13 protein-coding genes and 3 pseudogenes are annotated in these 22,640 nt (G+C 69.7%); 9 read left to right on the forward strand and 7 right to left on the reverse strand.

The features are described from left to right. Nucleotides 1-30: 30 nt before the first annotated feature. Nucleotides 31-684 (forward strand): response regulator, encoded by a 654-nt coding sequence (locus tag CWT12_RS03865; protein ID WP_161923780.1) that lies wholly within the window; start codon nucleotides 31-33, stop codon nucleotides 682-684. Nucleotides 685-855: 171 nt separating this feature from the next. Here the strand turns inward: CWT12_RS03865 and CWT12_RS03870 are convergent, their stop codons facing one another. The 3 genes and pseudogenes from CWT12_RS03870 to cydD form a co-directional block, all read right to left on the reverse strand. Continuing rightward, nucleotides 856-2,682 carry a GAF domain-containing sensor histidine kinase gene (locus CWT12_RS03870; RefSeq protein WP_161923781.1) on the reverse strand — a complete coding sequence of 609 codons (1,827 nt, stop codon included), beginning with the start codon at nucleotides 2,680-2,682 and terminating at the stop codon, nucleotides 856-858. Continuing rightward, complete coding sequence (gene cydC, locus CWT12_RS03875; protein WP_161923782.1) at nucleotides 2,675-4,570, reverse strand: thiol reductant ABC exporter subunit CydC; 1,896 nt, start codon at nucleotides 4,568-4,570, stop codon at nucleotides 2,675-2,677. Before cydC ends, CWT12_RS03870 begins: the two co-directional genes overlap by 8 nt. Beyond that, a pseudogene (gene cydD / locus CWT12_RS03880) lies at nucleotides 4,567-6,395 on the reverse strand (thiol reductant ABC exporter subunit CydD). Before cydD ends, cydC begins: the two are co-directional and overlap by 4 nt. A gap of 342 nt (nucleotides 6,396-6,737) precedes the next feature. Between cydD and CWT12_RS03885 the strand changes: the two are divergent. Further along, nucleotides 6,738-7,019, forward strand: coding sequence for a hypothetical protein (locus tag CWT12_RS03885; protein ID WP_161923783.1), 282 nt, complete (start codon nucleotides 6,738-6,740; stop codon nucleotides 7,017-7,019). Between the two features lie 144 nt (nucleotides 7,020-7,163). Here CWT12_RS03885 and cydB read toward each other — a convergent pair whose 3' ends face one another. After that, nucleotides 7,164-8,291, reverse strand: a complete 1,128-nt coding sequence (gene cydB, locus CWT12_RS03890; RefSeq protein ID WP_161923784.1) for a cytochrome d ubiquinol oxidase subunit II — start codon at nucleotides 8,289-8,291, stop codon at nucleotides 7,164-7,166. Nucleotides 8,292-8,404: 113 nt separating this feature from the next. Continuing rightward, nucleotides 8,405-9,900: pseudogene (locus CWT12_RS03895) on the reverse strand (cytochrome ubiquinol oxidase subunit I). A gap of 608 nt (nucleotides 9,901-10,508) precedes the next feature. On the opposite strand from CWT12_RS03895, the gene CWT12_RS03900 reads away from it, so the two are divergent. The 7 genes and pseudogenes from CWT12_RS03900 (at nucleotide 10,509) to CWT12_RS03930 (ending at nucleotide 20,361) form a co-directional block, all read left to right on the forward strand. Further along, a complete protein-coding gene (locus tag CWT12_RS03900; protein ID WP_161923785.1) occupies nucleotides 10,509-13,604 on the forward strand; it encodes an Rne/Rng family ribonuclease in 3,096 nt (1,031 codons plus the stop codon). A gap of 93 nt (nucleotides 13,605-13,697) precedes the next feature. Beyond that, a complete protein-coding gene (rplU, locus tag CWT12_RS03905) occupies nucleotides 13,698-14,018 on the forward strand; it encodes a 50S ribosomal protein L21 (protein WP_073327243.1) in 321 nt (106 codons plus the stop codon). Nucleotides 14,019-14,078: 60 nt separating this feature from the next. Then, nucleotides 14,079-14,336: a 50S ribosomal protein L27 gene (gene rpmA / locus CWT12_RS03910; protein ID WP_161923786.1), complete on the forward strand. Its 258-nt coding sequence runs from the start codon at nucleotides 14,079-14,081 to the stop codon at nucleotides 14,334-14,336. Between the two features lie 110 nt (nucleotides 14,337-14,446). Then, a complete protein-coding gene (obgE, locus tag CWT12_RS03915) occupies nucleotides 14,447-16,006 on the forward strand; it encodes a GTPase ObgE (protein WP_161923787.1) in 1,560 nt (519 codons plus the stop codon). After that, nucleotides 16,003-17,252: pseudogene (gene proB / locus CWT12_RS03920) on the forward strand (glutamate 5-kinase). The gene obgE and the pseudogene proB overlap by 4 nt, the downstream one beginning before the upstream one ends. Nucleotides 17,253-18,583: 1,331 nt before the next feature. After that, complete coding sequence (locus tag CWT12_RS03925) at nucleotides 18,584-19,909, forward strand: glutamate-5-semialdehyde dehydrogenase (protein WP_161923788.1); 1,326 nt, start codon at nucleotides 18,584-18,586, stop codon at nucleotides 19,907-19,909. 53 nt (nucleotides 19,910-19,962) lie between these two features. Continuing rightward, nucleotides 19,963-20,361, forward strand: a complete 399-nt coding sequence (locus tag CWT12_RS03930) for a hypothetical protein (RefSeq protein WP_161923789.1) — start codon at nucleotides 19,963-19,965, stop codon at nucleotides 20,359-20,361. A gap of 57 nt (nucleotides 20,362-20,418) precedes the next feature. On the opposite strand, the gene CWT12_RS03935 is transcribed toward CWT12_RS03930, so the two are convergent. Together CWT12_RS03935 and CWT12_RS03940 are read right to left on the reverse strand one after the other, a co-directional pair. Continuing rightward, entirely contained in the window at nucleotides 20,419-21,081 is a 663-nt protein-coding gene (locus CWT12_RS03935; RefSeq protein WP_161923790.1) for a response regulator transcription factor, read from the reverse strand. Nucleotides 21,082-21,109: 28 nt separating this feature from the next. Next, nucleotides 21,110-22,582, reverse strand: coding sequence for a sensor histidine kinase (locus CWT12_RS03940; protein ID WP_337247906.1), 1,473 nt, complete (start codon nucleotides 22,580-22,582; stop codon nucleotides 21,110-21,112). Nucleotides 22,583-22,640: the final 58 nt, after the last annotated feature.

Raw genomic sequence — 22,640 nt, forward strand, 5'->3', positions numbered from 1 at the left:
TAGGTCCCCGCTGCTGATAGGCTCTGGTGTATGCAGAGTGCTTCCGCGACTGAAACGGTCCGCGTCATGATCGTGGACGATCATGAGATCGTCCGTCGAGGCATCGCCGAGATCATCGAGCGCGCCGACGGCCTTGACGTGGTCGCTGAAGCCGGCTCAAAGGCGGAGGCGATCCGCCGCGCCGAGCTCATGCGCCCGGATGTGGTGCTGGTGGACCTGCAGCTGCCGGATGGCACCGGCATCGAGCTCATGCAGGCTCTGCGCGAGTCGGTGCCGGAGGCACTGCCAATCGTGCTGACCTCATTCGATGATGATGAGGCCCTGGCGGAGTCACTCGACGCCGGCGCCCGGGCCTACCTGCTCAAGACTGTGCATGGTGCGGAGATCAGCGACGTAGTGCGGGCGGTGGCCTCCGGGAGAGTGCTGTTGGATGAGCGTACTGTGACTCGCCGTCGAGCCGATCATGACGACCCCACCGCAGATCTGACCAATGCGGAGCGCAAGGTGCTCGAACTGATCGGTGACGGCCTGTCCAACCGCGAGATCGGCGAGCGCCTTGGAGTGGCGGAGAAGACGGTGAAGAATCACATCACCTCGCTGCTGGCCAAGATGGGGCTGCAAAGGCGTACCCAGGTGGCCGCGTGGGTCGCCGGCCAGCGGGCTTCCGGCTGGCGCCGCAATTAATGATCCCAGAGCGATTCACCGGCGATTCGGAGTAACGGCCGTACGCGGCGCCAATCCCGGCGCCCTCATTGCCCCGCTGCGCCCCAGCGCCGCCCAGGGTGCCCGGGCAGTGGCCGCCTCAGGTCCGCGAGACGCCTGCATGAGCTCCTCCGATCCCGGCTGCGGGCGGGATCAGCTGTTTGGAATCAGGCCGGGAACCATACGCGGCCGTTCTAGCGGCACTCTCCAGGTGAAGCAGGTGCCGCGCCTCTCACCATCGGAGCGCGCACGCGGGCCGATTACGAAGCTGCCGCCGTGGCGACGCGCCCGCTCTGCCATATTCGCGGTCCCCGAGCGGCGGGTGACGGCGGGATCGACGCCGACGCCGTCGTCTCGGCAGACCACCTCCACCACCGGTGCACCCCGGAAGGGCTCGGCGTCACCCGAAGCGGCGCCGTCCTGGCCGGCGGGCGGCTGCGACGCAAGCAGGCCCTCTACCTTGACGTCAACCGTAACTGAGGATGCCTTGGCGTGCCGGGCCACATTCGACAACCCCTCCCGCACCACGGCGACGATGTCATCGGCGATATCGGGCTCAACCGCCGCGTCGATCACACCGATTAGCTCGTCCTCCCGCTCACGCCCCGCCTGCGCCAGGCCGTGGCCGTCCACGGTGAGGATCAAGGAGGGGGCATAGCCCAGGGACGTGCGGGCCAGCGAGGCCTCCCGGCGCAGCCTCTCCACCACGCTGACGTCCTCATCACGGTCCCGCAGGGAACGCACGATCGAGCGGATCTGCCGCACCGAGTCGTCCACCGCCGCCAGTGACGCATCCAGTGCCTGACAGGCGACTGACATATCCGTGCCCGCCGCGGAGCCCTCCCGGTCGAGCCGGTCACGCGCAGCCGACAACTGCATGCCGGTGGCGAACAGCTGCTGGATGGCCAAGTCGTGCAGGTCGCGGCCGATGCGAGCCCGTTCATCCAGCAGGGTCGCCATCTCCTCCGCATGCTGGGCGTCGGCCAGCTCAAAGGCGACCGTGGCCTGCCCCGCCACCAGTTCGGCGATCTCCAGGTCCTGCTGGGTGAAGCGTTCGGCGCCCTGCGCCCGCAGCAGCAGCATTACCCCTACGCCGCGGCCCCGGTGGATCATGGGTGCATACAGTGCCGGCCCGAACTGGGCGAGCTCCTGCACCAGCAGGTCGGAGGCACCCCAGGCGTCAGCCAGCGAGTCCTCGATCAGTCCGGTGCGGCGTGCCAAGGTCTTAAGGGCCCGTCCCTCGGGCGGAAAGAACGTGCCCACCAGCTCATCGGCATGATCGCCATCCGCGATCTCGCAGATCCACGTGTCACCCACACTGGGCAGCACCAGGGCGGAGGTGTCCGCGTGGGCGACCTCCCGCACCCTGCGTGCAATCAGGGTAAGTACGTCCTCCTCGTCCGCGCCGGAGAGAAGCATTGTGGTCAGCTCCTGCGAAACAGCCATCCACTGCTCCCGGTCCCGGGCTTCCCGGTACAGGCGCGCGTTCTCCAGCGCCACGGCCGCGGCCTCCGCCAACGTCAGCACCGCAGTGACATCCGCCTCCGTGAATCCGCCTCGCTTGTCGCACAGGTAGAGACGTCCGTAAATCTGTCCGCGTACGCGCAGTGGGGCGGAAAGGATCGCACCACAGGGCTCACCGTCGCCGGGAGTGTTGCGCAGCACCACCCCCGAGTCCTCCGGGCCGGCCCCCGGGGCGCCGACGAGCATGGTCGCCAACTCGTCGGCGGAGGCTGTGGCTGTGCCGGTGGTCAGGGATGCGGCCGTTAAGGGATCGACCGATGCCGGGGCAGCGATCGTTCCCCATCCGGCTCCGGTAAGCGCACAGGCGGAGTCCACGAGCCGGTTCAGCGCCTCCGGTACCTTCAGTGAGCTCGTCAGACGGAGGGCAGCTCGGAACAGGCGCACGGTGCTGCCCGTTGGTGCGTCGTGGATGTCGCTATAGGCGGGGTTGCCGGGGTATGAAGGTGCTTCAGCCATGTTTCTCGCGCTCCTGCTTAAGGGACCAGCGATATGCGGGATCGGACGCCGCGAGGCTCGCGTGGGTGCCGCGGCGCGTCACCGTCGCGGGGGCGCCGCGCGGGGAACCATCGGCATCGTCCGTGTGGTGTGGGTCGTTGGCGTCCTGTGGAGCGCCCAGGACCAGTACCTCGTCGGCGTCCGCCAGGGCAGACAGACGGTGGGTTACCAACAATACGCCGCGGGCATCGGCGGCGGGGTCGGTCGTGTCACCGCCCGAGGCCTCCACACCGGTGGTGGGGGCGTCTGTAGCGCCGGCGTGCAGCAGGTCCCCGACCAGGCGGTCGGCGGTGGCGGCATCCAGGTGCTCGCCGGGCTCGTCCAGCAGCATCAGCGGCGCGGGCGCGGCCAGGGCGCGAGCCAGCAGCAGGCGGCGCCGCTCGCCGCCGGAAACGGCCGTCGCATCCGCCCCCAGGCGCGTGTCCAGCCCATCGGGAAGACGGGCCAACCAGTCACCCAGCCCGGCCCGTGCCAGCAGGGTGACAGCCCGCTCGCGGGTAAGTGCGCCGTCGGCCACGCGCAGGTTCTCCAGCACCGTGGTGTCGAATACATGCGCGTCCTCCGCAGTCAGGCTCACGCGCCCGGCAGCCTCCGCCCGATCCGCACTCCACGGCGGCGCCCCATCCAGGGTCAGCTCTCCTCCCCGCGGCTCCAGCAGGCCGGCGAGGGTTAGCAGCAGCGTGGTCTTGCCGACGCCGGAGGGGCCCACGATGGCCAGGCGCCGCCTCGGCGTCAGGTCCAGGTCGACGCCGGAGACGACAACCGGTCCGCCCGGCCAGCCGACCGCCAAGTCACGCGCACGCAGGTGCGGACCGGAGGTGCTCGCGGCGGGCAATGGGCGCGGCGTGGGCACGTGGGCGGCGGAGGCGGCGGCGTCGTCGAGCAGGGCCATGATGCGTACGGCTGCGCCCGCCGAGGTCACCAACTGGACAGACGCGGGGCCCAGGGCGGCCGAGGCCTCGAAGGCGCTCAGCGGCACCAGCACGATCACCGCCAGCCACACCGGGGCCAGGCGCCCGTCGGATACGGCTTGGGCGCCCACGAGTATGTTGCCGAGCACGGCCAGACCCATGGCGGTGGTGTCGATGACGGCGGCCAGGGCGGCGGGCCGGGCCGCCCGGTCACGGGTGGCGGCCAGGTGGTCCTCCAAGCCGGCCAGGTCGCTCATGGTGCGTGGCATGCGTCCGGAGACGCGCAGCTCGTCGGCACCGTCGAGCAGGTTCACGACGGCGGCCGACAGGTCGGTGGCCTGCTCCTGGCGTGCCAGCTCGGCGGCGCGCGCCGAGCGGATCGTCATCAGGGGCCCGGCGACGCCCGAGAGCAGCAGGCAGACCGCCAGGATCGCGCCCGCCGGCGGATACACGAGGGCCAGTCCCAGGCTGGTGGCCAGACCCAGGGCGGCGGCCACCGCGATCGGCAGCAGTGAGCGCACCACCAGGTCCCCAACGGCGTCCACGTCGGCGCCCACACGCGCCAGCACGTCCCCGCGGCGCAGCCCCGCAACCGTGTCCGTGCGGGCGCCGGCCAGAGTCTCATACAGCCGGGTGCGCAGCGCGCTCATGCCCCGCAGTGCCGTGTCGTGGGACAGCAGGCGCTCGCAGTAGCGCAGCACGGAGCGCGAGATTCCGAATAGGCGCACCGCTACCGGAGCCACCCCGAGAGCCACCACCTCCGGGGTCTGTGAGGCGCGGGCGATCAGCCAGGCGGCGACGGCGGACAGGCATACTGCGCTGGCCAGCCCCAGCGAGCCGACGATTACGGATGCGGTGAATCGGGCGCCGCTCAGGTCGAGTAGATCCACGGCGCGGCGCAGGGCACTCCGCTCGGAGGCAGTCAACGCGGCACTCACCGGTCGCCTCCTGAGAATACGAGCATGTCCATTGGATCGGTGTCTGGATCGGTGTCCCCGGTAGCGGCGTCACTGGGTCCGGCGTGGCCGGCCTCTGGGACGAGCACGTCCCCGGTGGCGGGGCGTGAAGTTACCTCGATCACGTCGTCGGCCAGGGAGACGAGCGCCGCCCGGTGTGCGATCACCACGACGGTGCGGCCTGCCGCGCGTAGAGCGGCTACGGCATCGAGCACCCGCGCCTGGCTGGCGGCGTCGAGATGGGCGGTGGGCTCGTCGAGCAGCACCAGGGGGGCGTCGGTGACCAGGGCGCGGGTGAGAGCCAGTCGCTGGCGCTGTCCGACCGACAGTCCCACGCCGCCCTGGCCTACGCGCGTGTGCCAGCCTGCGGGCAGACCGGCGACGACCTCGTCGAATCCGGTGGCCGCGGCGGCATCCGCCAGGGCGGGCGGGACGGGGACGGCGTCCGCCGGGGCGTGCCCGCCGGCATCGGCCGGGGCTGGGGTGTCGGCGTCGGTTGGGGGCCGGCCGAGGACGTTTTCCAGCAGCGTGCCGGGCACGATCACGGGGCGCTGCGGCACCCAGGTGATCTGCTCCCACCAGGAGGCGGGGGCGACGTCGGCCAGGTCCACTCCCGAGTCCGCGGCGGTGACCACCCGTACCCGACCCCGGTCGGGGGTAGCAGTCCGAGTAGCAGCCCGGCGGTGGTGGTCTTGCCGGCACCGGAGGCTCCAGTCAGGGCCACCACCCGGCCGGGGCGGATTGTTGCCGTGAGGTCGGCGGGTGCCCAGGCGCCGCGGGCGGCCACGGAAACCTGCTCAAACTCGATGCGGGATGTGCACAGGTCGGGGGCGGGGGTGGTGCCAGGCGTCGGCGTGGGCTCCTCAAGCACCGCGAAGACCGCCTCGGCGGCGGCCACCCCGTTGGCAGAGGCGTGGAACTGGAAGCCGACCTGCCGCAACGGCTGGTAGACCTCCGGGGTGATCATGATGACCAGCAGGCCGGTGGCCAGGTCCATGCGCCCGTACAGCAGCCGGAAGCCCACCTCGACGGCGACGATCGCCACCGACAGGGTGGTGATGAACTCCAGCACCGCACCGGACAGGAAGGCCACCCGCAGCGTGGACATGGTGGTGGCGTTGTAGGCGCGGCCGAGTTCGCGCACCCGCCGGGCGGGGCCGGCCTGACGGCCCAGCGCCTTGAGGGTGGGCAGGCCCGCCAGCAGGTCCAGCAGTTGGCTGCCCAGGCGTTCCATGGTGCGCAGTCGGGCCTCGGAATGGGTCTGGGTGAGGCGGCCGATTAGGATCATGAATATCGGGATCAGCGGGATGGTGCAGGCCACTGCGATCGCGGAGGGCAGGTCTTGGGTGAGTAGCACCAGGCCGGTGGCCGGGGTGACGGTGGCCGCCAGTAGCAGTTGCGGCAGGTAGCGGGTGAAGTAGGGCTCGAGGTCGTCCAGGCCGCGCGTGAGCAGGGTGGCGGTGTCCGCGCCGTGGACGGCTCGCCAGCGCGGCCCAAGAGTGGCGGCGCGCTGCAGCACTTGGTGGCGCAGGTCGGTGGTGACGTCGGTGGCCGCCCGGTGGGCGCGCGACTCCTGCACGTACAGGACCAGTGCCCGGGCCGCTACCACCCCGGCCAGCGCCGCTATCGCGGGCCGCACGGTGCTAGGGGCGGCGGTGCCGGTGATGACCGGGGAGATGGCGTGGGCGATGAGGTACGCCTGGGCGACGACAAGCAGCGCGGTGAGCGCGCCCGTGACCGCCGTCGTGGCGATGTAGCGCCGGGCCGCGGCGGCGTACCGCATGAGTCGGGGATCCAACGGCTTCACCCAAACAGCATAGTGCCGCAGTGGGACCGTGGTCCCGGGAGTGGGTTCTTGATGGGGATTGGGGGTGGTGGGGCGCCGTCGCGCTCACAGCCTCGGCCTCAGCATTATTCGCTTGTATGTCATGAGGCCGAAGTCGCATAATGGTGGGGAGTCACCCGGCTGCATCCGGATGGCTCCCCGAGGCAGGCGGTTCAGTGTTTGCCGCACGCTTTGAAGCAGCCAGCACCAGATACCGGCAGCGGTGCTGAATCCGTACCCCACGCCGATGGGGAGGGGCAGGCCGACACAGCGTTCGTCGCCGTCGTCTGGCCCCGTCTGCCGGCGTAGAAGTACATTTGGGATGTGGCTAGCTGGGATGAATTGATCGCCGTCGTTGCTGATTGTCGGGGCGCGGACTCCGAGGACGCCCGCAACCTGAACCTGATATGCGAAGGCGACGTGGGGGCTGCATGCGAATGCGCGATCTCAACAATCGCCTGGTACGGCATCATCGTCCCGGAACGGATCATCGAGACGACCCGCGAGCTGTGCGCAGATGCTCGCGACTTCACCGAGTACAACGAGCTCATGGAGTCCCAGGAGGAGGCCCGCAGGGCTGTGGGCCCGCCAACGTCGGAGGGCTGAGTGCGTCTGCTCCGCTAATTAGCGGTCTGCTGAATTGCTGTGGGCCGTTCAGCGAACCTTGAACTGGCGTACCCAACGGTGAAGTGGCGTAGTAGACGGCGTCGTCGGGCCACGGGCGAGCGTCGGCCCGCCTCGGTGAGCGCCTCAGTGATCGACGGGCGCGGGCTGGGCGTTGTCGCGCACACGTGTGGGGTGCAGTCCACCGGCGTCGGGGTCGATCCGTTCGGCGTTGATGCGCGCGGAGAAAGTCCGGTACCCCCAGATCGTGTAGAAGAGCACCACCGGCAGGAAGACGACGGCGGCAACCGTCATGATCGCCAGGGTGGCGTCGGCGGAGGCGGCCTGCGCGATGGTCAGTGAGTAAGCGGGGTCGATCGAGGAGCGCATGACGTCGGGCGTCATGGCCGTGAAGATGAGCGCCCCGACTCCGGCGATACCGGCGAAGTGCAGGCCGAAGGCGAGCCCCTGCCGACCGCGGAACGAGGCCACCAGGGAGCCGACGAGCGCCAACGCCGCCACTACCAGTGGCAGCCAGACCCAGGCGGTGGCCGAGTAGCTGGTCGCCCACAAGCCCCAGGCGGCCGCGACCGCCGTCGAGGCGACCCCGCAGCGACGGGCGAAGGCACTCGCCCGCACGGACAGGTCGCCGGCCGTCTTCAGCGCGGTGAACAGGGCTCCGTGAGTGAGGAACAGCAGGCAGGTGGCTGCGCCGCCCAGCAGCGTGAAGGGCGTGAGCAGGCTGAAGAACCCTCCGGTGAGCAGGTGGGAGGCGCCGAGGATCAGTGCGTCGGCAGGCACTTCACCGGCCGGCACGGGCGCGCCGGTGGTGGTGTCGATCACCTCGATCTCCATGCCCTGCACCATGTTCGCGAAGGCCGCACCCCACAGGATCGAGGGCAGCCAGGCGGCAATGGTGTGCGCCCAGTCCCACCGGTCGCGCCAGGTCTGATCGTTGATCCGGCCGCGCCACTCGATGGCGCACACGCGCACGATCAGGCACAGCAGGATCAGGAACAGCACTAGGTAGGCGCCGGAGAACAGGGTGCCGTACCACTCGGGGAAGGCGGCGAAGGTGGCGCCGCCGGCGGTCAGCAGCCACACCTCGTTGCCGTCCCAGTGGGGGCCGATGGCGCGCACCATGGCGCGCCGCTCCCGCTCGTCACGGCCGAGGATCTTCAGCAGCATGCCCACGCCGAAGTCGAAGCCCTCCAAGGTCAGGTAGCCGACCCAGAGGATCGCAATGAGGATGAACCAGAGGACGGAGAGTGTCACGGTGGGCTCCACGGGTTAGTCGGATTGTGCGTTGGTTGGTGGCAGAGTCGGCGGGCAATGGCATCGGCCGCCGCAGGCCTTGACAGCGGCTGGGGTGCGCATCGGTAACGGGACTAGTACTGGAACGACAGCAGCGTCTCGGCGTCGTCGGCCGGGCGCCCGGCAGCGTCTTCGACGACGTCGGGCACCTGGGTGCGCACGCCCTCGCGAACGTAGCGGCGCAGCAGCAGGAACCACACGACGCCGAGGGCGGCATACAACAGCGTGAAGCCGATCAGCGACGCCAGCACGGTGCCGGGGGAGACGACCGTGGAGACGCCGTCGGCGGTGAGCATATAGACCTGGGAGACGGGATCGGCAAGGTTAGGCACCACCACCCAGGGCTGCCGCCCCATCTCGGTCATGATCCAACCGAACGAGGCGGCGACGAAGGGCAGCCACATGCTCCACAGGGCGATCTTGCCCAACAGCGGGGAGTCGACCAGGCGGTCGCGGCGCGTCAGCCACAGGGCGACGACGCCGATGGCGACGGCGAGCATGCCCAGGCCGATCATCAGGCGGAAGGACCAGAAGGTGATCATCTCGTTGGGGGTGTAGTCCACGCCGTCGCCGTAGCGCTCCGCGTAAAGCTCCTGGGCGTCGTTCAGACCCATGATCTCGGCGTTCGGATCGTTGGTGGCCATGAAGGAGTATACATAGGGGACGGTGATCAGATGCTTGGCGGTGCCGTCGGCGCAGGAGCCGAAGGCGGCCACGGTGAAGCCGGCGCCGGACTCGGTCTCGCACAGCATCTCGGCCGCCGCCATCTTGGCCGGCTGCTCCTCGGCCACAATCTGCCCCTGGATGTGGCCGGAGCCGGCTGTCAGAATGCCGGCGATGACCATGGTCACCGCACCGAAGCGCGTCATGCGGCGCCACAGGTGTCTGGCCTCGAAGTCCTGCCCGGCGCGCGTGGCCTTGATCATCCACCACGCGGACACTCCCAGGATGAGCGTGCCCGCCACCAGGAAGGCTGAGGCCAGCACGTGCGCCACGGTGACCCAAAGGATCTTGTTGCCCAGCACCTCGAAGAACCCGCCGACGCCGTCCAGCTCCGCCCGACCGGTGTCCGGGTTGACGACGGCGCCCACCGGGTGCTGCATCCAGGAGTTGGCGGCGAGGATGAAGAAGGCGGAGAGGTTGGTGCCCAGGGCGACCATCCAGATGCACAGGTTGTGCAACTTGGGGACAGGCGGTCGCGACCGAAGATCCACAGGCCCAGGAAGGTGGACTCCATGAAGAATGCCAGCAGCGCCTCGAAGGCCAGCGGAGCCCCAAAGATGTTGCCGACGAACCGGGAGTACTCCGACCAGTTCATGCCGAACTGGAACTCCTGCACGATGCCGGTGGCCACACCGAGCGCGAAGTTGATCAGCAGAAGGTTGCCGAAGAACCGGGTGGCCGTCCGCCACTGCTCGTTGCCGGTGCGTAGGTGGAGCGTCTCCATGAGCGCGACCAGCGGAGACAGGCCGATTGTGAGCGGTACCAGGATGAAGTGGTAGACGGTGGTGATGCCGAACTGCCATCGAGCCACGTCGAGGGAGTCGAGCGCCATGGGTGCGAGGCTCATCTGCGCCGCCTTTCGCGAGGACCACGGGAAATATAAGAGGAACCATATAGGGGCTCCCCGGGAGATAGGTCAAGTATAGGCGGGTGACGGTGTGTCGCGAAAAGATACGACTCGTTGCACGGCTGTGCATCGGCCTGGGATGGAGCGGTCGGTTGTCAGAATTGGTGACAAACGCGCGCCCCGACGTCCCGGCTCGAATCTGAAACCGCGTGATTTCGACGTTTTGGTGATGGCGCGTCGGCGGCGCGGGTGCGTTTGTCACCGTTTGTGACAGTGCTGGGGCGGCGTGCGCCGGTTGGCCTGTCCGCCGTGGGCGAGACGACGGCGCCACCTGTGTGACTGTGGCCCGGTCGGCTCGCACCTGTGGGATACTGCCCGTGGCACCGGCGGTCCCGTACCGGCAGTCGGTGTCCGACCCTCGGCCGAGACCGCCCGGAAGAATTGCGCCGCCCAGAGCGCCGCCGCACTTCCGCAATGTGCGAGTTCCGCCGCAGGCCGGCGCCACAAGGCGCACATGTAGGCTTTTCGCTCCCCGCCAGGGGAGCGCGACCGCGCTATGGCGCCGCGGGTACGGCGGAGCCATAGCGCCCGAAAGTGCAGATAGACCCATGTCACCCTCGTCATCGCGCTCACACGACGCACACGCTCAGGGCTCCGAGGAGACAAGCACCCCCAAGCGCCCGGCTCGCCGGCACCGTCGAGTCACCGCCGCCGTAACCACGCCCGAGACCGCTCCCGACGCGCCGAGCAGGGTCTCCGACGTCGCAGACGCCGAGGCGCAGGCGGCTGTGCCGCAGGCAGAGGGTGTCGAAGCCGCTGACTCCGACGCGTCCGCGGGAACGCCCGCGGAATACGACGCCCCGGCGGTCGACTCCGCCGACTCCGCCGATGATGCTGCGCAGGCGGAAGCCCCCGATGCCGCGGAGAGCGAAGGCGCCGATGCCGTACAAGCAGAAGATGCAGAAGATGCCGAGGCCCCCGAGACCGAGGGCAGCGAGGTCGATGGCGCCGACGACGAGGCCGAGGACGCGGCAGACCCTGACCCTGAGTCCGACTCGGCCTCCGAACCCGAGTCTGAGGCAGACGCCGGAGCGTCCGCGTCGGTGCTGGAGGAGGACTTGCCGGAGCCGGAGGAGCCGCAGCTACCCGCCGCATCGCTCCTGTTCCAGGCCCCTGATCCGGCGCTGGCCCGGCGGCGCCGCAAGGTGAGGGTCGCCGCGACCACCCCGGCCCAGGCCCAACCGGCGGAGCCGAGCGCCGAAACCGCCTCGCGCCGGGACCAGGACGCCCCGGCCGTCAAGTCCGGCGCCGCCGCCTCGGTCGGCGCTGACTCCGGTGATGCCGACGCCGCAGATTCCGGCGAGGCCGTTGCCGGTACCCGCGCTGGTGGCGGGCGTCGGCGGCGTCGTCGCGCGACCGCCGCCTCCACCGCGCCCGAGCACGTGGAAGAGACCTCCCCCGCCAGGCGCCGCAGCCGCAACGCCGACCCGGCCCGCGATACCGACGCCGAAGAGGCCGCATCCTCCCAGCCCGCCCCGACCGAGGGCGCGGAGGGCGAAGAAACCACTGAGGCCGCCGAGAACAACAAGGACGCCTCCACCGGCCGCCGCAAGCGCCGCCGCGGCGGACGTGGGCGGCGCGCCCGCTCCCGCGCCGAAGGGCGGGGTACCACGACCGAGAGCGCCGACGACGCAGACGAGGTCGGCGAGGTGGCCGCCGACGTCGCAGACAGCGCGCCCGCCGACCAGGCCTCCGCCGAGACACCGGAGGAGAGCGCCGGCAGCTCGCGCCGTCGGCGTCGTCGATCGCGTAGCCGCTCCGACGCCTCCCGGGACGAGATCACCGCGCTCAAGGGCTCCACCCGCCTGGAGGCCAAGCGTCAGCGCCGCCGTGAGGGACGTGCTGCCGGCCGGCGTCGGCCCATCATTACTGAGGCCGAGTTCCTTGCCCGCCGCGAGAGCGTCGACCGGCAGATGGTGGTGCGCGAGCAGGACGGCCTGAACCAGATCGCGGTGCTCGAGGACGGGTTGCTGGTGGAGCACTACGTGGCCCGCCACACCCAGGCCTCGCTGGTGGGCAATGTCTACGTCGGGCGCGTGCAGAACGTGCTGCCGTCCATGGAGGCTGCTTTCGTGGACATCGGCAAGGGCCGCAACGCCGTCCTTTACGCCGGCGAGGTCAACTGGGACGCCGCCGGCATGGAGGGCAAGCCGCGCCGCATCGAGGACGCGCTGTCCAGTGGGGACGCGGTCCTGGTGCAGGTCACCAAGGACCCCATCGGTCACAAGGGTGCGCGGCTGACCAGCCAGATCACCCTCGCCGGCCGCTACCTGGTGCTGGTGCCCGGCGGCACCATGACCGGCATCTCCCGCAAGCTCCCCGACGCCGAGCGCAACCGGTTGAAGAAGATCCTCAAGCGGATCGTCCCGGACGACGCCGGCGTGATCGTCCGCACCGCCGCCGAGGGCGCGGGGGAGGAGCAGCTCGCTGACGACGTGAAGCGACTCGTGGCTCAGTGGGAGAGCATCGACAAGAAGTCCTCCCAGGTGCTCAAGGGCTCCGGGAAGGCGCCCATGCTGCTGAAGGAGGAGCCCGAACTGGCCGTGCGCGTGGTGCGCGACGTCTTCAACGAGGACTTCCGCAAGCTGATCGTGCAGGGCCCCGACGCCTGGAAGACCATCTCCAACTACGTGTCCGACCTCAGCCCCGAGCTGACCGAACGGCTGGAGCACTGGGTCAGCCCCGAGGACGTGTTCACCGCCCACCGCATCGACGAGCAGCTCGCCAAGGGCTTTGACCGGAAGGTCTGGCTGCCCAGCGGCGGCACGCTGATCATCGACCGCACCGAGGCCATGACCGTGATCGACGTCAACACCGGGCGCTTCACCGGGGGCGCGGACGGCACCCTGGAGGAGACCATCACCCGCAACAACCTGGAGGCGGCCGAGGAGATCGTGCGCCAGCTGCGGCTGCGCGACATCGGCGGCATGGTGGTGATCGACTTCGTGGACATGGTGCTGGAGTCCAACCGCGACCTGGTGCTGCGCCGCCTGGTGGAGTGCCTGGGGCGCGACCGCACCCGCCACCAGGTCACGGAGGTCACCTCCCTGGGGCTGGTGCAGATGACCCGCAAGCGCGTCGGGCAGGGGCTGGTGGAGGCCTTCTCCACCCCCTGCGAGTGCTGCGGCGGGCGCGGCTTCATCGTCCACGAGCACCCGGTGGAGAACCAGGCGGTGGACATGTCCGCCTCCGCCTCGCGCGGCTCCGGCTCCGGGCGGGGCCGCCGCGGCCGCGACGACGACGGCGCGAAGTCCGAGGGGAAGTCCGCCAAGGGAGCGGGCAAGTCAGCCAAGTCCTCCGGCAGGTCGGGACGGTCTGGGGGACGCGGCAAGTCCGCGGCTGCGGACGGGGACCGGGATGATGCCGCTCGCTCGGCCGTGCGCGGTGCGCTGGCGCAGATCGCGGCGGCTTCCGAGCATGCGCACGAGCATGACTCGGACACGGATGGCGGCGCTGCCCCGACTCCGCCGACGCGGGCGAGTGAATGGCTGGGGCGGTGGCCGCTGCGTGAGCAGCGGTCGCCGTTCTGGCGCGGCGGACGCCCGGCACCCGCGGGGCGCGCCCCGCGAGCTGTGAGGTGCGGAAGAACACAGGTCTCGCAAGCCCCTACAGGTTGGTGTTGCCCGCCGGATCGCATAAAGTAATCCGGCGGTGCGTTCCGCACCATTGCCCAGGTAGTCGCCCGCGAGCGGTGGAGCAGTGCTCCCGGGAGCGAGCGGCTAGAAGATACGACAGAGATGAGCAGTCAAGTGGTCTACGCGATCGTCAAGGCCGGCGGCCGTCAGGAGAAGGTCTCCGTCGGTGACGTCGTGGTTGTCGACAAGCTTGCCGGCGAGGTCGGCGACGAGGTAACCCTCGCCCCCGTCATGCTGGTGGATGGAGACAAGGTGACCGCTTCCGCGGCGGACCTGGCCAAGTCCTCCGTCAAGGCCGAGATCGTCGGCGACGAGAAGGGCCCCAAGATCAACATCCTCAAGTTCAAGAACAAGACGGGCTACCGCAAGCGCCAGGGTCACCGCGCCAAGCTCACCGCCATCAAGGTCACCGCGATCGGCTGAGTGGCTCGTCCCGCCGCAGTATCCTCTTAGGCAACAGCGAAACAGAAAGAAGCCCGACACATGGCACACAAGAAGGGTCTTGGTTCCTCCCGCAACGGCCGCGACTCCAACGCCCAGCGCCTCGGCGTTAAGCGCTTCGGCGGACAGTTCGTCAAGGCCGGCGAGATCATCGTCCGCCAGCGCGGCACTCACTTCCACCCCGGCAACAACGTGGGCCGCGGCAAGGACGACACGCTGTTCGCCCTGACCGCAGGCAACGTCAAGTTCGGTACCTTCCGAGACCGCAAGGTCGTCAACGTGGTCGCATCCGAAGGCTGACACAGCCTCCAGCGTCATGACGGTATCCGCGAGGGCGGGCGGCTTCGGCCGTCCGCCCTCGCGCATGCCGGCCCCGGGGAGGTCGCCCCGTTCACTCCGAGGAGTCGTTCATGCCCAGCTTCATTGACCGGGTGGTCCTGCACGTCGCCGGCGGCGACGGCGGAAATGGTTGTACGTCGATCCACCGTGAGAAGTACAAGCCGCTGGCCGGCCCCGACGGCGGCGACGGCGGAAATGGCGGCAGCGTCATCCTGTCCGCCGACCCGCGCGTGACCACACTGCTCACCTACCACCGCGCACCGCATCGGCGCGCCGAGTCCGGCACCCCCGGCCAGGGCGGCTGGCACCGGGGTGCCGACGGCGAGGACCTGGTGCTGCCAGTGCCGCTGGGTACCGTCGTGAAGGATTCCGAAGGCGGCGTGCTGGCGGACCTGACTGAAGTCGGCGAGCGCGTCGTCGTCGCCGCGGGCGGGCCCGGCGGCCGCGGAAACTTCTCCCTGGCGTCCCCCAGGCGCAAGGCACCCGGCTTCCATCTGCTGGGCGAGCCCGGCGAGGCGCATGATGTCACCCTGGAGTTGAAGACCGTCGCCGACGTGGCCCTGGTCGGCTACCCCAGTGCCGGCAAATCGTCCCTGATCGCCGCCATGAGTGCCGCACGCCCCAAGATCGCCGACTACCCCTTCACCACGCTGACCCCCAACCTGGGTGTGGTTGAGGCCGGCCAGGTCCGCTACACCATGGCGGACGTGCCCGGGCTGATCCCGGGCGCGAGCGAGGGCAAGGGGCTGGGCCTGGAGTTCCTGCGGCACATCGAGCGCTGCGCTGTGGTAGTGCACGTGCTGGACTGCGCCACCCTAGAGCCGGGGCGTGACCCGGTCAGTGACTTCGACACCATCGAGGCCGAGTTGGCCGCCTACGCCGAGCACCTTGGGCGCGACGAGGCCGACCCTGCGCTTACCGGATTGCCGCCGCTGATGGAGCGCCCGCGCGTGGTGGTGCTGGGCAAGGCCGACGTCCCCGACGCGGCCGATCTGGCCGAGTTGGTGGAGGCGGACTTCAAGTCCCGGGGCCTGCCCGTGTTCACCGTCTCCGCCGTCTCCCACGCGGGGCTGTCCCAGCTGTCCTTCGCCCTGGCGGACTTGGTGCAGCGGGCCCGCGCCCAGGCCCCCGCCGCCGGGCCCGTGCGGCCCGTTATCCGCCCCGCTGCCGTGGGCCGCCGCAGCGGGCAGGCGACTGCGACCGTGTCCGTCATCCAGCACCCCGCCGAGGGCACCGTCTACCAGGTGCGCGGGGCCAAGCCCGAGCGCTGGGTGCGGCAGACCGACTTCTCCAACGACGAGGCGGTCGGCTACCTGGCTGACCGGCTGGCCGCTGGCGGCGTCGAGGATGAGCTGGCCAAGGCCGGCGCCCACGCGGGGGACACCGTGCTGATCGGTGCGGTTGAGGGCGGCGTCATCTTCACCTGGGAGCCGTCCGTGACCACCGGCGCGGAGCTGCTCGGCGCCCGCGGTACCGACGCCCGCCTGGAGGACCGCCACCGCCGTACCAACGCCGAGCGGCGTGAGCGCTACCACGAGTGGATGGACGCCAAGGAGGCGGCCCGCCAGCAGCTGCGCGACGAGGCCGCTGAGGGGCTGTGGACCGACGCCGCCAACTGGGAGGACGCATGAGCACTCCGCCTGCCAATGCCGCGGGACAGTTGCATGGGCCGGGCCGGGGCGCCGGGACTAGAAACGGGGCCGTATACCAGGGCGCGGGCGCAGACGCGCGCGCCGGCGGTGTTGGTCTGCGCCCCGACGCACTGCCGGAGGGGGCGCGCGTCGTGCTCAAGGTCGGCTCCTCCTCACTGACTCGCCCCGACGGCGGACTGGACCTGAACCGCATCGACATCCTGGCCGGGCTGCTTGCCGGCATGCGCCGACGCGGGCACGACGTCGTACTGGTCTCCTCCGGTGCAGTGGCCGCCGGCCTGGTTCCGCTTGGCCTGGAGACTCGACCCGGCGAGCTGCGCCTGCTGCAGGCCGCTGCGTCCGTGGGGCAGGGGCGCCTGGTTTCTCGCTGGCAGACTGCTCTTAGCGCCTATGGGGCGGTGACTGCACAGGTGCTGTTGACCGCTCAGGACGTGGCCGTGCGCAGCCACTACCGGACTGTGCGCGCTACCTTCGACGCCCTGCTGTCCATGGGGGCGGTGCCCGTGGTCAATGAGAACGACGCCGTAGCGACCGCCGAGTTCAACCTGGGCGATAACGACCACCTGGCCGCCCTGGTGTCCCACCTGGTGACCGCCGACGTGCTCATCCTGTTCACGGACGTGGACGGCATGTGGACGGCCCGCCCGGGCACGCCCGGCGCCCACCCGGTCCGCTACGTGGGCGGAAGCGACGAGCTTGCGGGGTGCGGGTGGATGGCGACGCCGGCGCCCTGGGAACAGGCGGCATGGCCACCAAGGTGCAGGCAGCCACCATCGCCTGCGCCTCCGGCACGGCCACGATTATCGCCAACGCCGACGACGCTCCGCGCCTGCTCGGCGGACGCACCATCCCCACCGACCTGGGTACCTGGTTCGCCCCCACCGGGCCGCACCGCTCCAGTCGGCGCCTATGGATGGCACATGCCTCCATGCCCGAGGGCAGGGTGCTGGTCGACGCCGGTGCGGCGCGTGCCGTCACGGAGGGGAAGAAGTCGCTGCTGCTGCCCGGCGTGGTCGGCGTGGACGGGGACTTCGAGTCCGGTTCCGTGGTGGAGATCGTGGGGCCGCAGCGGGTGCTCGCCCGCGGTATCTGCCGCTACGCGGCCTCCGAGATCGAGGAGGTGCTGGAGGCCCGCGGCCGGGGCGCTCCCGCCCCCGGCGACCACGTGGCCCCGGTGGTGCACCGCGATGACCTGGCCGAGCTGCCCCGCACCGCCGGCGACTGAGACCGCTGCAGCAGGCCCGCGCCCGGGCTGTCTGCACACGGACGTGCGAGATTCAGCATTTCAGCGTGGAGACGTCGCTAGGAGCTCCTCCCGCATAGCAGCCAAGCGGGCCACTAAGCGGGCCGGGCTGGGGCTGGCATTGCTCGCCCCTCCCACGTCCCGTTCTTCTAGGGCGAACTCGTTAATACGTACGGCGTACGAGCCATCAGCGGCTCCTCGTTGCCTTGGGCAAGCCAGTGGGGTCGCCAGGGGAGATGAGGCCGTCCACGACGCCCGACATGGCAAGCCCGAGGCCGAGCTCGTCGACCGCGTGTGGGATCAGGGATTGAGGCTTCGCCCCGGAACCGTCATCAGTAACGGTGTTAGGACAAGTACCTCGGCAGGGTTGATGCCCTCGTCGTTCAGGATCCCTGGCGAGTGTGTGGACAGGACGATCCGCAGCTCAGGAGAGCGGCGCACTTGCGCCAGGACTGACGGCAGGAGTCGCACAATCGAGCTGTTGAGAGAACGCTCAGCCTTCTCCAGTAGCAGCACTCCTGGATTCGCCGGTGCCTTAATAATGGGCCACAATGATGGCCCGCAGCAGGCCGATGAGGCGCAGAGTACCGTCGGAGAAGTCCGCCTCGCTCTGCCGGGAGGGTTTTAGGGTTCTTCGTGTTTGTGGGTGTGGGGACAAGGGCTCGGGTTGTTGTGTGGTGGTCGTTGTCGGGTCGGTGAGGATGTCGTCGGGCCGGTGTCCTGGTGCGTATGCCGTTGCCGGGCATGCCCGGGTCGTTGAGGGATCGACCGGCGTCGTCGACGCACTATCCGTTGCCCCGGTTGGATCGTCATCCTGCGGTTGGGCCGCCTTAAACGCGCTCCCAGACGGTCTCCCAGACGGTCCGAGTGACAAAACGCGGGGGAGGCTGTGGGCCCGGGGGATCACTGGAGGCCCCGGTGGGCGCCGGGAAGTCGGTGGGCGCCGGAGACGGCGTCGGGTTGGCCGCCTCGGCCTCTGCTGCGCCGGCTGGACGTTAACAACGCTACTTAACGGCCTGCTGTATACCTCGCAGCCCTTCAGCAGGCCGTTAACAGGCGTTGTTAACCCCGAAGTGGCGTTGCAAATGATCCCGCGTCGTCGACGGCCGCCCGTCGGCAGCGAGGACGCTTCCGACGGGCGCGGGACGTGCTAGGGTCGGCGCCTGACGCACGTACGCCGTTGCGAGGGCCCTCCCGGGCGAACGGTCCGCAGTCGCGGGATGAGGCTGCAGTAGGACTCAGCGTCCTCAGCCAGCGTCTGCTATCGGACCGCGCCTACCCGCACGGCGCGGCGGGGACTACAGTCTGGTGTCATGACGACTTCACCCGTAGATGCCGCCAACGATTCAGCCAACGACGCCGAAGCCCTGGTCGCCGCCACCGCCCGCGCCGCCCGCCAGGCCCAGCGCGCCCTGGCCGGGCTCAACCGGGAGCGCAAGGACGCCGCCCTGCACGCCCTGGCCGACGCGCTGGCCGCCCGCGCCGACTTGATCCTCGCTGCCAACGCCCGGGACCTCGAACGCGCCCGCGCTGCCGGCATGAAGTCGGGACTGATAGACCGCCTCGCCCTAGATGGCGATCGCATCGCGGCCATCGCCAGCTCCCTGCGCGAGATCGCCGCCCTGCCCGATCCGGTCGGCCAGATCGTGGACGGGCAGACCCTGCCCAACGGCCTGCGGGTGCGGCGTGTGCGGGTACCGCTCGGCGTGGTCGGCATGATCTATGAGGCCCGCCCCAACGTCACCGTGGATGTGGCCGCCCTGACCCTGAAGTCTGGTAACGCCGTCGTACTGCGTGGCGGTAGTGCGGCCGCGGACACCAACGCCGCCATCATCACGGTGCTGCGCGACGCCCTGACGGCGGCGGACCTGCCCGCCGACCTAGTCACCACTATCGACCCGGCGGGCCGTGCCGGCGCCACCGCCCTCATGCACGCGCGCGGCCTGATTGACGTGCTTGTACCCCGCGGCGGGGCGGGCCTGATCCGTGCGGTGGTGGAGGAGTCAAGCGTCCCGGTGATCGAGACCGGCTCAGGTAACTGCCATGTGTACGTGGATGCGGCCGCTGACCTGGCTGCTGCCGTTGAGATCATCGTCAACGCCAAGACCCAGCGGGTCGGTGTGTGCAACGCCGCCGAGACGCTGCTCGTACACCGGTCTGCCGCCTCCGCCTATCTGCCTGCTGCGGCAGACGCCCTGTGGGAGCGCGGAGTCACGCTGCACGTTGACGCCGGCGCGCGCGCCTACCTAGAGGAGCAGGCCTCCGCCCAGGGCCGCTCGGAGCTGCTGGTGGACGCCACCGAGGCGGACTGGGAAACCGAGTACGGTAGCCTGGACCTGGCGGTGCGCGTGGTTGACGCCATCGATGACGCCATCGCCCACATCGCGCAATACTCGACCGGACACACCGAGGCGATCCTGACGCAGGACGTCACGGCGATGAACCGGTTCGTCGCCGGCGTCGACTCGGCCGCTGTAATGGTTAACGCCTCCACCCGTTTTACGGACGGCGGGCAGTTGGGGCTGGGGGCTGAGCTCGGCATTTCCACCCAGAAGCTGCACGCCCGCGGGCCCATGGGCCTGGCGGCGCTCACCACCACTAAGTGGATCGTCGAGGGGGAGGGGCACGTCCGTCCCTGATCCCGGCGGCCTACTCCCCGTAGCCGGGGCGGTATCCCAGGAGGACAGAACCCGTGAATCCTGATCGTGGCAGACCGTTGGCAGTACTAGTAGCCGTCGCGGCGGCGGTGCTGCTCGTGTGCGTAGGTTTGCTGGTATTCCGTCGGCCTGCGGGTCTCGGCGACGAGCCGGGCATCGCCATGACCCCAACCGCCTCCGCTACCGCCGCGGCTGCGCGCAGTGCCGGGCCGCTGATGACGCCACCCGCAGCCACCGTCACGGCAACCCCCAGCGCCGGTAGTGACGACGACGGCGACGGTGCTGCCGCCACGCCGCAGGTGGTACAGCCGGCGCCGCCTCAGGCCGTCACCCCGCAGACGAATGGAGGTTCCGGCGCCCGCACCGATACCGATGACGATGATGACGACGACAAGGACGACGATGATGACGACGACGACAAGGACGACGACTGAGCGCAGTGCGTGCTCCCGGACGGGAGCACCGCAGGAGGAGCGCCGGGCGCCGGACCGTCAGCTCAGTCGGTAGCCGACTCCGCGTACTGTCTCCAGCCTGTCCTTGCCGAGCTTGCTGCGCAGGTAGGAGACGTAGACATCCACTACGTTGGAGCCGGGATCGAAGTCGAGTCCCCAGACGTTGGCCAGCAGCTGCTCCCGGCTGAGCACCTGGTCGGGATGACGCATGAACACCTCTGCAAGAGCGAACTCTCGCGCGGACAAGTCCACCCATTCCCCGTTCACCCGCACTCGGCGGGTGCGTATGTCTAGGGCCAGGTCCCGGTGCACCAGGAGGCCGGGATCAGGGGCGGCGGTCTCCTGAGGGCGCAGTCGCAGCCGGATGCGGGCCACGAGCTCGTCGAAGGAGAAGGGCTTGGGCAGGTAGTCGTCGGCGCCCCCCTCCAGGCCGGCCACCCGATCAGCCACGGAGGAGCGGGCGGTGAGCATGATGACCGGCGTGCTCACACCCTGACCGCGTATGCGTTCAAGCACCTCGAAACCGTCGATGTCCGGCAGGCCCACGTCAAGCAGGATGATGTCCGCCTCGCCGAGCAGTGCCATCTCTACGGCGTCCGCCCCGTTGTCCACGACTTTGGGCACGAATCCGGCGGCCTTGAGCCCCTTGGTCAGGAAGGAGGCGATACGGGCCTCGTCCTCTACGATCATTACTGCGGTCATGCGTCAAGCATGGGTGTGGTCATGGTATTCACCCGTCCCTTTCTGCCGCGCCGGGCCGTGCCGGTTCAGGGAGTCGCACGGGAATGCGCAGCGTGAAGGTTGATCCTCTCCCAATCTCGGAGGCGATGTCGAGCCCGCCGCCGTGGGCGTCGGCTATGTTCTCCACGATACTCAGCCCCAGCCCCGAGCCCGCGGCACGCCTTTGCGCCTGGGCTGTGCGGGCGAAGCGACGGCGCACCTTCTCCAGGTCCTGCGGCGCGATTCCGATGCCCTCGTCACGTACCCACACCCGCAGTTCGGTGTCCGTTCCAAAGCCTGCCCCGATCGCCGAGCCGAGCCAGATCCGGGAGTCCTCCTCGGAGTACTTAACGGCGTTAGCCGCCAGCTGCAGCCAGGCCTGGGTGATGCGTGCCGGGTCAAGCATGACCGTGCCCGATGCGCACGCCTCCAGTCGCCAGCGCCGCTCGCCCAGGGCGCTGGCCTTGTCGAACACCTGCATGGTCAGGGTCTCCGCATCCGTGGCCTCGGGGGTCACGAAGTCGCTCTGGGAGCTGCGCGCCAGCTCCAGCAGATCTCCCACCAGCGCGCTCATCCGGTCCAATTCGTCCAGGGCCAGCTCGGAGGTCTGGCGCACGTCTTCAGGGTCAGCGGGGTCGATGAGCTCCAGGTGACCGCGCACCACCGTGATGGGGGTGCGCAGCTCGTGCCCGACGTCGTCGAGCAGCTCCCGCTGGGCCTCCACCGCCCGCTGGACACGATCGAGCATGCGGTTGACTGCGGCTGCCAGTGCGGAGAGGTCATCGCGGCCGCGAACGCGCACTCTGGTGGTCAGGTCGCGCTCGTCGATTGACTCGGTGGCGTTGCGAAGCTCCCAGATGGGGCGTAGTAGCCGACCGATGCTGAGCCATGCCAGCGCGGTGACTAGCACCACCGTGACGGAGGCGGCCGCCGCGTAAAGCCGCATGGTGCGCCATACGCCCGCCTCGGCCGCGTCGAGGTCGACGGCCCGGACTAGTGCCGCTGTGGTGTGCCCGTCGGACAGAGGTACTACCAGTACCCGGTAACGGCCGGCAGCCGTCTTGACGTCGCTGATGGTGGAATTACCGGAATTCGCCATCGGCAGCAGCTGCTCGACTAGCTCGGCATCGGACTCCGGGCGCATTTCGATGCTGTCGGCAGACACCAGCCGCACGGCGCCGTCCACAATGCCCAGCTGTCCCTCGCCGGAGCCGAGCACGGAGTGGCCCATGTAGGTCTGGAGCACTTGGCCCGGATCGGTCAGCGGTGTTCCGGAGGCGGGGTCTACACCCGTGCTCGCCAGGCGTCGCAGTTCCTGGCGAGTCAGTACCAGGCGGTCGTCGATATCGGCGTGAGTGGAGCGCAGATCCAGCATCCACACGGCGGCTCCCGAGGTGGCCAGCGCCACCGAGGCAACCAGGACAATTGTCCACATGATCCGGGTGCGTATGGTCGCCCGGGAGAACGGGGCGGTGACCTTCACCCATCTATTGTGCCCGTTGCGGTCCCGATCATGCTGCTTGACCGGGACCGCAACGGGG

The sequence above is a fragment of the Actinomyces sp. 432 genome (genome assembly GCF_009930875.1).
Lineage (GTDB): Bacteria > Actinomycetota > Actinomycetes > Actinomycetales > Actinomycetaceae > Actinomyces.